Origin of the sequence: Curtobacterium sp. 9128 (assembly GCF_007673775.1) — a bacterium.
Classification (GTDB): domain Bacteria; phylum Actinomycetota; class Actinomycetes; order Actinomycetales; family Microbacteriaceae; genus Curtobacterium.
This window is the reverse complement of sequence record NZ_VEAF01000001.1, coordinates 398526-411608: the sequence shown is the minus strand read 5'-3', so window position 1 is coordinate 411608 and position 13083 is coordinate 398526. Positions and strand designations below refer to the sequence as shown.

14 protein-coding genes are annotated in these 13083 nt (G+C 71.3%); 5 read left to right on the top strand and 9 right to left on the bottom strand.

What is annotated here, in order from left to right; genetic code table 11:
• The first annotated feature begins 38 nt into the window (after positions 1 to 38).
• Positions 39 to 374 carry a DUF3140 domain-containing protein gene (locus FS641_RS01930; protein WP_144759094.1) on the top strand — a complete coding sequence of 112 codons (336 nt, stop codon included), beginning with the start codon at positions 39 to 41 and terminating at the stop codon, positions 372 to 374.
• Between the two features lie 24 nt (positions 375 to 398).
• Entirely contained in the window at positions 399 to 665 is a 267-nt protein-coding gene (locus tag FS641_RS01925) for a Rho termination factor N-terminal domain-containing protein (protein ID WP_144759091.1), read from the top strand.
• Here the strand turns inward: FS641_RS01925 and FS641_RS01920 are convergent.
• From FS641_RS01920 to FS641_RS01895, 6 genes are read right to left on the bottom strand one after another with little or no spacing between them, the layout of a single operon-like run.
• A complete protein-coding gene (locus FS641_RS01920) occupies positions 607 to 1944 on the bottom strand; it encodes a glycoside hydrolase family 125 protein (protein ID WP_144759088.1) in 1338 nt (445 codons plus the stop codon). The two genes, FS641_RS01925 and FS641_RS01920, sit on opposite strands and share 59 nt — an antisense overlap.
• On the bottom strand, positions 1941 to 2960 hold the full coding sequence (locus FS641_RS01915; protein WP_144759085.1) for a Gfo/Idh/MocA family protein: 1020 nt from the start codon (positions 2958 to 2960) through the stop codon (positions 1941 to 1943). The genes FS641_RS01920 and FS641_RS01915 overlap by 4 nt, the downstream gene beginning before the upstream one ends.
• A 46-nt stretch (positions 2961 to 3006) precedes the next feature.
• Positions 3007 to 3993, bottom strand: a complete 987-nt coding sequence (locus FS641_RS01910; protein WP_144759082.1) for a Gfo/Idh/MocA family protein — start codon at positions 3991 to 3993, stop codon at positions 3007 to 3009.
• A gap of 55 nt (positions 3994 to 4048) precedes the next feature.
• Positions 4049 to 5455, bottom strand: a complete 1407-nt coding sequence (locus FS641_RS01905) for an extracellular solute-binding protein (protein WP_144759077.1) — start codon at positions 5453 to 5455, stop codon at positions 4049 to 4051.
• Positions 5452 to 6390 carry a carbohydrate ABC transporter permease gene (locus FS641_RS01900; protein ID WP_144759074.1) on the bottom strand — a complete coding sequence of 313 codons (939 nt, stop codon included), beginning with the start codon at positions 6388 to 6390 and terminating at the stop codon, positions 5452 to 5454. The genes FS641_RS01905 and FS641_RS01900 overlap by 4 nt, the downstream gene beginning before the upstream one ends.
• Before the next feature lie 4 nt (positions 6391 to 6394).
• Positions 6395 to 7384, bottom strand: a complete 990-nt coding sequence (locus FS641_RS01895; protein ID WP_144759071.1) for a carbohydrate ABC transporter permease — start codon at positions 7382 to 7384, stop codon at positions 6395 to 6397.
• A gap of 175 nt (positions 7385 to 7559) precedes the next feature.
• On the opposite strand from FS641_RS01895, the gene FS641_RS01890 reads away from it, so the two are divergent.
• Positions 7560 to 8792, top strand: a complete 1233-nt coding sequence (locus tag FS641_RS01890; RefSeq protein ID WP_186317527.1) for an ROK family transcriptional regulator — start codon at positions 7560 to 7562, stop codon at positions 8790 to 8792.
• Between the two features lie 74 nt (positions 8793 to 8866).
• Here the strand turns inward: FS641_RS01890 and FS641_RS01885 are convergent, their stop codons facing one another.
• Positions 8867 to 9148 carry a hypothetical protein gene (locus tag FS641_RS01885; protein ID WP_144759065.1) on the bottom strand — a complete coding sequence of 94 codons (282 nt, stop codon included), beginning with the start codon at positions 9146 to 9148 and terminating at the stop codon, positions 8867 to 8869.
• Between the two features lie 71 nt (positions 9149 to 9219).
• On the opposite strand from FS641_RS01885, the gene FS641_RS01880 reads away from it, so the two are divergent.
• On the top strand, positions 9220 to 10179 hold the full coding sequence (locus FS641_RS01880) for an SDR family oxidoreductase (protein WP_144759062.1): 960 nt from the start codon (positions 9220 to 9222) through the stop codon (positions 10177 to 10179).
• A 218-nt stretch (positions 10180 to 10397) separates the two neighbouring features.
• Here the strand turns inward: FS641_RS01880 and FS641_RS01875 are convergent, their stop codons facing one another.
• Positions 10398 to 10805 (bottom strand): RidA family protein, encoded by a 408-nt coding sequence (locus FS641_RS01875; protein ID WP_144759059.1) that lies wholly within the window; start codon positions 10803 to 10805, stop codon positions 10398 to 10400.
• 308 nt (positions 10806 to 11113) lie between these two features.
• Between FS641_RS01875 and FS641_RS01870 the strand changes: the two genes are divergently transcribed.
• Complete coding sequence (locus tag FS641_RS01870) at positions 11114 to 12298, top strand: DUF4232 domain-containing protein (protein WP_144759056.1); 1185 nt, start codon at positions 11114 to 11116, stop codon at positions 12296 to 12298.
• A gap of 112 nt (positions 12299 to 12410) precedes the next feature.
• On the opposite strand, the gene FS641_RS01865 is transcribed toward FS641_RS01870, so the two are convergent.
• Entirely contained in the window at positions 12411 to 12971 is a 561-nt protein-coding gene (locus FS641_RS01865; protein WP_144759053.1) for a histidine phosphatase family protein, read from the bottom strand.
• Positions 12972 to 13083 lie beyond the last annotated feature (112 nt).

Below are 13083 nucleotides of genomic sequence, written 5' to 3'. Positions count from 1 at the left end.
CCGTGCGTCGTCAGGGGACCCCGGGCACCATGGCCCCCATGAGTGACGACGAACGACAGACCAGGGACGACTTCGCCGACGCGGTGAACATGACCGCGTCGGAGCTCCGGAAGTGGCTCGACACCGACGAGTCCAAGGAGGTCGGACAGAAGTCGGGTGGGAGCACCGAGTCGACGGGACACCAGAGCGGGCGGCACATCGTGCGCATCCTGGAGAAGCGGCAGTCCGAGTACACCGAGGCCGACTACGCACACATGCGGAAGGTCGTCGGGTACGTCGCACGGCATGCGAAGCAGCGACCGCACGGCGACGTGCACGACACCCCGTGGCGGTGGTCGCTCATGAACTGGGGCAACGACCCCGAGAAGCACTGAGCGCACGCGGGTACCGTGCTCGCCATGCCGAAGCAGCAGAACCCGAGCCTGAAGAACCCCGAGATGTACGAGGCACTCCGGTCCGAGGGCAACTCGGAGGAGAAGTCCGCGCGGATCAGCAACGCCGCGGCGGCACGCGGGAAGCACGCCGTCGCGGCGAAGGGCGGCGAGTCCGGTTCCTACGAGGACTGGACCGTGCCGGACCTCAGGGGGCGTGCGAAGGAGCTCGGGCTCACCGGGTACTCGTCGATGCGGAAGCACGAGCTGGTCGAGGCGCTGCGGCAGCACTGACGGTGACCGCGGTGACGTCGTCGGTCGCGGTCAGCGCCAGCTCGCAGAACATCGCGTCGGCCCACGAGAACCACTCCCGTGAGAACGCGGTCGGGTCGTCGACGTCGAACGACTCGTGCATCCGGCCGGTGCCGGCGTCCGTCGCGAGCAGCACGTCGACCAACTCCCGCCGTCGTTCCGCCGTACCGGTGAGGCCCTCGACGCAGAGCGCGATCGGCCACACCCGGTTCGGTTCGGTGTGCTGGCTGCCGATGCCCGAGGCCGCCGTGCCGCTGTACCAGTAGGGGTTCTCCGGTCCGAGCACCATCCGCCGCGTCGCACGGGTCACCTCGGGGTCGAGGACGTCGGGCGCGTCGATGGGCAGCGACAGGAGCGACGGCGTGTTCGCGTCGTCCATGAGCACGACCCCGCCGAGGCCGTCCACCTCGTACGCGTAGACCCGTTCGCCGTCGTGTTCGACGACGCCGTGCTCGCGCACTCCTGCCATGATCTCCGCGCGGAGGGTGTCGGCGTCGTCGGCGAGTCGCTCGTCGCCGAGCACCTGACGGGCGAGGTCGGCCAGGGCGAGCAACGCCTGGGCCGCATGCAGGTTCTCGGGCACGTTGTAGCCGTACGTGCAGGCGTCGTCGGACGGCCGGAACCCGCACCAGGTCATGCCCGTGGGCGCGACCGGGGTCCCGCGGCCCTCGCGGGCGAGCGTCTCCGTCGAGATCCCGACGTCGCGGACGAACCGGTAGGTCGAACGGTCGTGGTCCTGCTCGACGCGGAGGTGGTCGACGACCGTGCGGAGCACCCGGTGGGCCCGCTCGTCGAACAGGTCCGTGCGGCCCGTCGCCCGCCAGATCCGGTGGGCGAACTGCACGGGGTAGGCGAGACTGTCGACCTCGTACTTCTGCTCCCACACCGACGGGTCGTCGCACAGGTCGCGGTCGTCGTGGTGTGCGCCGGTGGCGGAGCGGTTGACGGCGTTGGCGTACGGGTCGTGTTCGATCGACCGGAACTGCCGGCGGACGACGCCGACCAGGACGTCCGCGAGCGGCGGGCAGGCGTGGACGAAGCGCAGGTACGGGAGCATCTGCGTCGTCGAGTCGCGGAGCCACATCGCGGGGATGTCGCCCGTGATCACGAAGGCGCTGCCGTCCTCGTCGAGCGTGATGGTGTCGGTCAGCGTCCGGCGCAGGGCGTCCTCCACGCGGTCGCCGACCTCGACCCCGAGTGCGCCCCGGACCGCGTCGGCGGCGGTCCGGAGCGCCGCGGAGACCTGCGGGTCGACGATCACGCGTCCACCGGGTCGACCTGCAGGACGGGCGCGATCGTGCCGGTGCGGGCACCCTCGTACGCCGCGAGGATCATCCCCAGGACGGCGATGCCCTCCCGCTCGGTGTGGATCGGTCGGACGCCGTCCTGGAGACACGTGGCGAACGCGCCGATCTCCGCCGCGAACGTGTCGATCTCCTCGTGCGTGACGGTCTCGCTCGTCCCGTCGAGCAGGTCCCAGCGGAGCGTGGTGCCGTCGCTCGTGAGGGAGCCGAGCTCCCCGACGACGCTGAAGCGCTCGGTCCCCGCGGCGGGTTCGTACGCCCAGCTCGTCACGAGCTGCCCGACGGCGCCGTTGTCGAACCGGAAGAGGGCCTGCGCGGAGTCCTCGCCCTCCATGAAGCCCAGGCGGTGGGTCGACAGCATCGCCGTCGCCTGCACCGGGACGCCGCCCGCGAGGTGCATGAGCAGGTAGCTCGGGTGGTAGCCGGTGTCGATGAGCTCGCCGCCGCCGCTCGTCGAGGCGTGCGCGCGCCAGCCCATGTTCTCCGGGTCGAAGTCGTTGCGGAAGCTGTCGGTCGTACGGACCTCGTACACGGTGCCGAGGACGCCGTCGTCGATGAGCTCCTTCGCCTTCGCGACGGCCGGCAGGAACAGCTGGTTGTGCGCGCACATCAGGGTGATCCCGGCCTCGGACACGGCCGCCTGCACGTCGCGTGCCTCCTCCGGGGTCAGGCAGAGGGGCTTCTCGCAGAGGACGTGCTTGCCGGCCCGGGCCGCGGCGACGATGGCGTCGCGGTGCAGGTGGTGCGGCAGGCAGATGTCGACGGCGTCGACGTCCGCACGCTCGAGCAGCTGGTGGTAGTCGGTGTGGTGCGGGACGCCGAGCTCGGCCCCGCGGGCCTGGGCGGTCGCGGGGACGGCGTCGGCGACCGCGGTGATGCGGATGCGGTCGGGGTGCTGGGCGTAGCCGTCGATGTGGACGGTCGCGATGCCGCCGCCCCCGATGAGTCCGACGCGGATGATGTCGGTGGACATGGTTGCTCCTGGTTCGTGCTGGTGGTGTCGGTCGTGCGGGGACGCGTCAGGCGGTGACGGGCGTCCGGGCGGCGGCGTTCGCGGCGACGACGAGCCGGGTGAGCTCGACGGCGCGCGCGATGTTGTCGTCGGCGCGGGTGCCGGCGACGACGCGGTCCACCCACTGCCCGAAGGCGTCCTGGCCGTCCGCGGGGACCTCGATGGTGACCGGGTCGTCGCCGTAGGCGGACCCGCCGGCGGTGAGCCGGGCCTCCTGGTCGGAGAACGCGAGCCATCCACCGGTGCCGGCCACGTCGATGGTGAAGGGGGTCCCGGCGACGAAGCCGGCCTCGATGACGCCGATCGCCTGCGAGGCGTACCCGACCGTGACGACCGCGTGGTCCTCGACCGCGCGCCCGGTGACCGAGCGGTACACCGCCTCCACCGTGTCGGGTCGGGCACCGAGGAAGAGCTGCGTCAGGTAGACCGGGTGACACCCGAGGTCGGTGAGTGCGCCGCCGATCGCGGTCTGCGGGTCGAAGAACCGCTCGGGCAGCCACGGCCGGACCGCGCCGTCGTGGGACAGGCGCACCCTGGCGTGGTTCACCTCGCCGAGACGGCCGGACCGGATCTCGTCGAGGATCGCCGCCGTGTACCCGTGGTAGAGCCGGGGGAGCGACACCGTGAGCGCGACGCCGGCCGAGTCGCACGCCGCGACGACCTCGTCGCACTCCTCGACCGTCGGGGCGAGGAGCTTCTCGGTGAACACGTGCTTGCCGGCGCGGGCGGCACGGGTGATGACGTCGCGGTGCACGTCGGTCGAGGTGGTGATCGTCACGGCGTCGACGTCGTCACGGGCGAGCAGGGCGTCGAGGTCGTCGGTGTAGGGCACGCCGAACTGTGCGGCGCCCTCCTGTCCGCGCTGGACGTCGTCGTCCCACACGGCGACGAGCTCCGTGCCGGGGTGCTCGACGGTCTGGCGTGCGTAGTCGCCGGCGTGGACGTGCCAGAAGCCGAGGACGGCGACGCGGACCGGGGTGGTGGTGCTGGGCATGGGTGGATCTCCTGGTGGTGGTGGTCGGGTCGTGCCCTGGTCGGCGAGGTCCGGGTCAGATCCGGACCTCGTCGTAGTCCTTCGGCAGCTTGAACGGGGAGTACGTCTGCATCATCGGGTTGACCCGTGCCTGCGCCCGCTCCACCGCCTCCTTCGGCGAGGCCGTGCCGAGCAGGACGCTCGACCTGGCGTCGGCGAGCGAGTCCCACCAGGCCCCGCCGACGGGCAGCGGCGGGCGGCACGTGGACGCCGGCATCGACTCGACGAAGAAGCGGATCGACTTCGCCGAGCCCTTCGGGTCCTTGAGCGCCGCGATGTTCGACGGCACGCTCGTCGCGGGGACCATGTACGTCTCCTGCCCCCGCTTGCCGGTGAAGTACTTCATCAGCTCCCAGACGGCCCGGTTCTTCTTCGAGCCCTTCGGCATGCAGAGCGCGAACCCGCCCGACCACGTGTACTTGTCGTCGCCGGCTGCCTGTGTCGGCAGGTAGGCCATGGTCCAGTCGAGGTCCTTCGGCCCGTAGTTGTCGAACGTCTGGATCGTCGACGGCACGCTGACCATGAACGCCATCCGGTTCTGCAGGAACGCCATCTGCCCCGGCGGGTGCCCGGTGGGCTCGTACGTGGCGATGAACGTGTCCGCTGCCCGGTAGCCGTAGTGGTCCGCCCAGTCCCGGTAGAAGTCGTAGACCTTCTCGACCCCGGCGGAGTCCATCGTCATCTGCGAGTCGGCCTGGTCGAAGTACGACGCGCCGAGCCCCAGCCCCCACGTGAAGGGCCAGCCCTCGCCGTACCAGGGCAGCAGACCCATCTTCGTGTAGTCGCCGCCCTCCTTCTTCGTGATCCGGTCGCTGACCTCGCGGACACGGTCGAAGGTGACCGGTCCGTTCTGCTGCCAGTCGAACTCGTCGAGGTCGACACCGGCGTCGCGGAGCATCTTCCGGTTCACGAACATGCCGCGGGCGTCGGTGTCGTGGGGGAGCCCGTAGGTCTTGCCCTGGTAGGTGAGCTCGCCGACGGTGAAGCCGAGCCAGCTCGACAGGAACTCCTCCTTCGGGACGTCCTCGAACTCCGCGATGAGCTCGTCGATCGGTTCGATCAGCCCGATCGCGGCGTACTGCGCCGCGCTGAACCGGTCGAGCAGCCAGAGGTCCGGCGCCGTCCCGCCGCGGACCGCCGTGATGACGCTCGTGGCGTCGCCGGTGCCCTGTGACGGCACCTGGTTGACCTGGACGTCGATCTCGGGGTGGAGCTGCTTGAACTGGTTGATGACCTTCGTCTGGAAGGGCACGAACGTGCCGGTCACACCCCACAGGGAGACCGAGTTCGCGTTGCTCCGGCTGCCGGAGCCGGTCGAGCACGCGGCAGCGAGGAGGGCGATGGCCCCGGCGCCGCCGGTGGCCGCGGCGCCGCGGAGGAAGGTACGGCGGTCGAAGGAGGCACCGCTGGTGCGCGCGTTCACTTGAAGCTCCCGATCTGGATGCCCTTGAGGAAGGTCCGCTGGAAGAAGAAGAACAGGACGACGAGCGGCAGGATGATGAGGATCGAGGCCGCCATCAACTGGTTGAACTGGAAGTCCGCGCTGTTGTTCAGGCGGAACACCTGGAGGCCGATCGACAGGGTCTGCACGTTCTGGTCCTGCAGGTAGATGAGCGGGCCGAGGAAGTCGTTCCAGGCGCCGACGGCGGCGAAGATGCCGACCGTGACGAGGGCCGCCCTGGCCTGGGGGAAGACGATCCGCCAGAGGATGCGCCACTCGGACGCGCCGTCCATCCGGGCTGCGTCGAGCAGGTCCTTCGGGATCTGCAGCAGGAACTGCCGGAGCAGGAAGACGTAGAACGCCGATCCGAACAGGCTCGGCACGACGAGCGGCAGGAACGTGTTGATCCAGCCGAGACGGGCGTACAGGTCGAACATCGGGATGAGGGTCACCGGGAACGGGATGAACAGCGTCGCGAGGACGACGTAGAACATCCGGTCGCGTCCACGCCACTCGATGCACGCGAAGCCGTACGCGATGATCAGGTTCGACACCATCGAGAACAGCGTCACGAGGACCGTGATGATCAGGGTGTTCCGGAAGAACGTGAAGAACGGCATCGCGGTGACGGCCTCGCCGAAGTTCGACCAGTCCAGCCAGTGCGGGAACCAGGTCGGTGGGAACGCCCCGAGTTCGCCGTTGCTCTTCAGCGCGGAGATGACCATCCAGTAGATGGGCACCAGGAACAGCAGGCTCATCGCGATGAGCACCACGCGGGCGCCGATCGACGACCAGGGGGAGCGGACGGAGCCGTCGGCGTTCCTCGAGCGGTCGGCGCGGGCGTTCCTGCGGTCCTTCGGGCGGACGTCCTCGATGGACGACGTCGCGGTGGTCACGGGGTCCTTCTGCAGCGTCATGGTGTCACTCCCCGCTCACGTCGTAGTTCACGAACCGCTTCGACAGCCAGTAGACGAGTCCGGAGAGGATCATCCCGGCCAGGAACAGCAGGACCGCCATCGCGCTCGCGAACCCGAGCTGGGCGTAGCTGAACGCGTTCTTGTAGAGGTAGAGCATGTAGAACAACGTCCCGTTGTCGGGCGACCCGAGGCCACCCGTCCCGGACGAGATCACGTACGCCTCGGTGAACACCTGCAGGCCGTTGCTGATCCCGGTGATGAGGTTGAACAGGATCGCGGGGGAGATCAGCGGCAGCGTCAGCGCGAAGAACTGCCGGACCGGGCCGGCACCGTCCACACGGGCGGCCTCGTAGAGCGTCTTCGGGATGCCGCGCATGCCGGCCAGGAACACCAGTGCCGCGTTGCCGGCGCCCATCTGCGCCAGGGCGACGATGACGAGCTTCGCCGTCGTCGGGTCGCCGAGCAGGTTCGTCGCCGGGATGCCGACGAGCTTCATCACCTGGTTCACGATGCCGGTCTGCGGGTTGACGAGGACCACGAAGATGAACGCGAGTGCGAACGTCGGGATGAGCGACGGGATGTAGAGCGCCGTCCGGTACCAGCTGATCTCCTTGACGTCCTGGTTCATCGCCAACGCGATGACGATCGCCACGACGATGCCGACGGGCACCGCGATCACGGCGTAGAACAGCGTGTTGCCGACGGCGGTGTGCACGAGGGGGTCGAGGAAGGCGGCGACGTAGTTCGCGAAGCCCACGAACGTCGCGGCCTGCATGCCGGAGTACCGCGTCAGGCTGATCACGAACGAGTAGATCAGCGGGTAGGCGATGAACACGAGCACCCCGAAGATCCACGGGGAGATGAAGGCGATGCCGATGCGGAGGCGTCGTTTCTCCGCTGCGGTCCAGGGGTGGTTCTTCCCCGCTCGTCGACCGGTGCGCTCGGTCGAGGTCGCGGGTCGCGATGTGCGGGCCGGGCGAGCGGTCGTCGTCACGGGCGTCCCTTCGGGTCCCCGCGGCGCACCGCTGCGTCCACGGGCGCAGCCACGTCGGTGTGGCCGCTGGGCGAACTGTCGGATCAGATCGGTTCAATCCAATTGATTGACAAATTCGCTTGGTGAGCGATGCTATGGACCATGCACGAAGTTCGTCAAGCACCGGATCGCTGAGGTGTCCGCCGGGCAGAACGGAGCACACGTCGCCGCGCACAACCGTGCCGTGGTGCTCGACGTCGTGCGCCGCGACGGGCCCGTGTCGCGGTCGGCGCTGACCCAGCGGACCGGGCTGACGGCGCAGACGGTGTCCAACATCGCGGCCCGGTTGCTCGCCGACGGACTGGTCCGCGAGCGCGGAGCAGGGGGCGATCGCGGCGTGGCCGGCGCCGGTGTCGCGCGTCGTCGCCTCGAGCTCGCGCCGGACGGCTGCTCCGCGGTCGGGATCCACCTCGACCCCGCGCAGGTCTCCGTGGTGCTGCTCGACCTGGCCGGCGGGCTCCTCGCGCAGCGGCACCTCGGCGCCGCCGACCTCGACCGACCGGCCGCGACCCTCGACGCCATGGCCGCCGCGGTCGAGGACGTGCTGGCCGAGACCGGCGTCGACCGCACCAGGGTCGTCGGAATCGGGATCGCGGCACCGGGCCCGATCGAACGCGACCTGGCGGCACTCGGCGCGCCGGTGCAGCTGGCGTCGTGGTCCGGCGTCCCGCTCGCAGCCGAGCTCGCCGCACGCACCGGGCTCCCCGTCCGCATCGAGAAGGACGCCGTCGCGAGCGCCCTCGCCGAGTGGTGGACGGGGTCGGCCACCGAGGACCTGGTGTCCGTCTACCTCGGTCACGGCGTGGGTGCCGGCATCGTCGTCGGCGGGGAGGTCGTCCGCGGCAGCACCGGGAACGCGGGGGAGTTCGGCGCGATGCCCGTGCACGCGCACGGCGGCTGGACCGAGCTCTGGGAGGCGTGTCAGCCACTCCAGCAGGTCCGCCGCGGCGTCGCCGCCGGACTGCTCGCCGACCCGAGCGAGGACCCGGCGTCCGTCCGCGCGGCCTTCGAACGGCTCTGTGCGGGTGAAGCCGCGCGGCCCCTGCTCGTCGAGGCCGGCGGAGCGCTCGGTTCCGCCCTGGTGCACGTCGTGGAGCTGCTCGACGTCCGTCGTGTGGTGGTCGGGGGCAGCACCGCGCTCGCCGGCGGTGAGCCGTTCCTCGACGCACTCCGGACGCGGCTGCGCGACCGACTCGTCCACGGTCCGGTGCCCTCCGTGGTCGTCACGGCGCTCGGCGAGGACGTCGTCGCGCGTGGCGCGGCGTGTTCGGTGCTGCTCACCACGGTCCCGTCGGCGGGCGGCGGGGTGGTGCGGCAGATCCGGACGGGAGGCCGTGCTCGCCCCCGCGACATCGCCCACCCCTGGTAGACGGTCGCCGCGGGACCGTGGCGGCTCCCGGCCCCGTCGTCGCGGCCGTCGACGCGTGCTGCCGTCGGCGGGTGCTAGTCGCCGAGGCGCAGCAGCAGCGGTCCGAGCAGGCCGATCACCCAGATCGCGACGATCGCGGCGGCGCCGATCGCGAGGCCCCGGCGCTTCCACCGCCGCTGCGGCGTCTCCGGCTCCCCGCCCCACATCTGCGTGCGGACCATGATGCGGTTCGCCTCGCCGACGAGCTGCCGGATCTGCGGGTCGTCCATGTCGAGGTGGCCCTCGCGCGCGTGCTCCGCGATCGCCGCCGCTTCGTCCAGCGACAGGCCGTCGCTGGTGCTCCCCGGACCGGTCATGAGGTCATCGTCCCACGTCGCGGAACCGCTCGCACGGCCGGCGACCAGCAGCCGCGCGTAGGAACGGGAGCATGGCACATCGATTCCGCGGTCAGGTCGTCGTCGTCACCGGAGCCTCGAGCGGCATCGGTCGAGCGGCAGCCCACGAGTTCGCCCGACAGGGCGCGACGGTCGTCCTCGCCGCGCGCAGTCACGACAGCCTCGAGGCCGCCGCCGCGGAGTGTCGTCGGCTCGGCGCCGAGGCCGTCGCGATCCCGACGGACGTGGCCGACGAACGGCAGGTCGCGGACCTCATCGGCACGGTCACGAGCCGGTTCGGGCGCATCGACGTCTTCGTCGGCAACGCGGCGCTGTTCATCTACGGACTCTTCGAGCAGACGCCGACGGAGTCGTTCAAGCGCGTGGTCGACACGAACCTCTACGGGCACCTCAACGCGGTCACGCACCTGCTGCCGCACTGGAAGCAGCGCGGGCGCGGCACCTACGTCCTCGTGGGGAGCGTCCAGTCCCTGCTGTCCGCCCCGTACCAGTCGGCGTACGTGACGAGCAAGCACGCCGCCCTCGGGCTGATCGACGTGCTCGGCGACGAGTTCGCGCACACCGGGATCCGCTTCACCACGCTCATGCCGTCGACGATCGACACCCCGATCTACCAGAACGGCGCCAACTACACCGGGAAGAACTCGCACCCGTTGCCGCCGACGGTCTCCGTAGAGCGCGCGGGCAAGGCGGTCGTCCACGCCGCGCTGCACCCGAAGCGCTACCGCTTCGTCGGGCGCATCCAGGCGTCCCTCGTGCCGCTGCAGTACGTGTTCCCCGGGCTCTTCCACGCGATCACGAAGCCGATGGTGGAGACGTTCGCACTCCGCGGGAAGGGCGCGCCGACGGACGGCAACCTGTGGCAGCCCGCCGACGCCGGCAACGCGACGGACGGCGGTTGGGTCGCGAAGCGGCGACGGGTCACGCGTCCCCTGCTCTGGGTCGGTGCCGCTGCCGCCGTCACCGCGGTGGTCGTCGGCCGTCGGCGCTGAGCGGGCCGCCGCTCGCCTCGGCCGGGCACCCGCCCGCGCCGCACCCGCCCGACTCGGAACGACGAGGTCGCTGTCGTACGACAGCGGCGTTGTCGTTCCTTGTCGGCGCCAGATGTTGCGTGCGCCGGGGAGCGACAGCGTCGTCGTCGTACGACGTCGACCGTGTCGTTCGGCGTCGACGCAACGAGCGCCGGTAGGCCGACGCTGCGACGCTGCGATCAGTCCACGACGGCGGCGACGGCCTCGATCTCGACCAGCTGGTCGTCGTAACCGAGCACCGTGACGCCGAGCAGCGTGCTCGGGACGTCGTGGCTGCCGAAGGCATCGCGGACGACCTCCCACGCGGCGATCAGGTCCGCCTGGTCCGATGAAGCCACGAGCACCCGGGTCGACACCACATCGGTGAGCGTCGCGCCGGCATCGGCCAACGCCTGCCGGAGGTTCGCCACGCACGCCGCAGCCTGTCCGGCGTGGTCGCCCACCGCGACCGTGCGCCCTTCGGCGTCGAGCGGGCACGACCCGGCCAGGAAGACCAGTCGCGCCTCGGCCGGAGCGGTCGCGGCGTAGGCGTACTCCGCGACGGAGCTCAACGAGCCGGAACGGATGAGCTGCACTGCGCTGACCATGCCCCCATCCTGCCGAGTCCTGCTCGTCTCTGCGACGTCGACCCACAACGACACCGTCGATGTCGCACGACAGCGACACTGTCGCCCGTTGCAGTCGCCCGATGTTGCACCCGCGCCGGCACGACAAGGTCGACGTCGTACGACAGCGACCCTGTCGTTCCGAGTCGGCAGCGCCCGGCCACCCGCGCAGCGCCCGCCCACTTGCGCAGCACCCGCAGACCCCCGCAGCGCCGCGCACCGATGGGCCGCAGGACACATCGCCCGCGTCCGGCTCTGCCGCCGCGACCCCGCACCCCTACGTTCGTTCCGTGGACACTGGGGAACCGACGACCGACCGTGACGACCGTCCGGCCGGGGTCCGACCGGTGGTCCTGCTGGCGGCTGCCTCGAGTGCCGCGCTGTGGCTGCTGGTCGGCCTCGCCGGCGGAGCACTGACGTGGTCGGCATCGACCTCCCGGTACGGAGTGGTCATCGACGCGGTCCTGCCACCCACCCTCCCGTCGAGCACCCTGGCCCAACCCGCCCCGTGGGACCTCGTCCAACCGGCGCTCGTGGTCGCCATGGTCGCTGCCCTCGTCGCGACCGGCATGGCGGTCCTCGCGCGACGCTCCTCGTGGTCGACGTCCGCACGCGCACCGCGGTTCTGCGCCGTCTGGCTCGTCGTGGTCGTCGCCGCCGACGTGACGGCAGCGCTGTGGACCGTGGGCACCGCAGTGGCCGTGCCCGGTCCGAACGGGTACGTCTGGGCGCTGCGGGACGCCGTCCCCGCCATGCTCGCGACGGGCTGGTTCGGCGTCGTCTGGGGCTGGCTGCCCGCGCTGTGGGCACTCCGTGACGACACCGGCACGAGCACCGACACCGCACCGGTCACGACGAGCCGCACGCCCGGGATCGTCGCCGGTGCCGTGGCGCTCGTGCTCGCGGTCGTCCTCGTCGCGGTGCAGCCGACGATCGACCGCGACGCCCGCGTCGCCGCCGGCGGCACACCCGACGGCGAACCCACCGCCACGCCGACGACGACCCCGCGACCGGCCCCGCCCGCGCCCGTCGCGACCGACGCCGAGGCACCCGGCGCCGACTGGTGCGCGACCGACGACGTGCAGCTCTCGCTCTCGGCGGTCGACGGTGCACTCGGCCACCGCGCGATGTCCGTCGTGCTCCTCAACCGCTCGACGTCGGCGTGCGTCGTCGACGGCTTCCCCGACGTCGCGTTCGCGGCCGAGGACGGCGCAGCGGTCCCCGTCCCGCTGGACCACGGTGCGTCCTACCTCGGCGGAGCAGCCACCCCGTCGGCCGTCACCGTCGCCCCGGGTGGCAGTGCCGTCGCAGCCCTCGCGTGGGGTGCCGGCGGCACCGGCGAGGCCGTCGCCACGTTCTGGATCGCCCCGTACGCCGGTGCGTCACGGACGCCGCTCGCGGCGGACACCGACCTCGCAGCCGACGCGACGGTGACGGTCAGCGCCTGGGCGACCCCGGTCACCTCCGCGGGCTGACCCGGACCGGAGGCGCGGGGCGGCCCGGCACCGAGCCTCCCGTCCGGCGGAACGACGGACTGGAGGCGCGTGGCGGCCCGGCACCGAGCCTCCCGTCCGGTGGAACGACGGCTCAGGGCGTCACGCGCGTCCACCCGGAGGCCGCGCGCCACGCGCGCGGGTCGAAGGTGAAGACGCTGCCCATGCCCGGTTGGTCGAGCTTCCGGGAGATCGGTGCCCCGGTGAGGTGCGCCAGGAGGAGTGCTCCCACCGCACCGTGCGAGACGATCGTCACGTCGGAGCCGTCCGCGGTGCAGCGACGGACCGCGTCGACGATGCGGGCCTGCGCGTCGACGGCACGCTCCCATCCGCGGACCGACTCGGTCGGTCGGGCGAAGAACGCGTCGACGACCGGCTCGAACTCGGGTGGGGGCAGGTACCCGGTCGCGCTCCGGTCGATCTCACCGAGTGCGGCGTCGGTCGAGGCGGTCCGTCCGACGGCCCCGGCCAGGAGCTCGGCGGACTCGACGGCCTTGCGCTCGTCGCTCGACACGATCCGCGCGACGCCGGCGTGCCACGCGACCCGGTGTGCCGCAGCCGCGCGGAGCCGTCCGCCCGGCGAGAGGTGCCACGTCTCGATGGGCACGGCCGGGTCGATCACCACCTCGGCGTGGGTCAGGAAGCAGGAGACCATCCGGTCATCGTGGCAGAACGGCTCGGCCGTGGGCGAAGAGGTCGACTCGGAACGACGCTGTCGTCGTCGTGCGACATCGACAGCGTCGCCCCGCGTCGGAGCGTGGACGGGA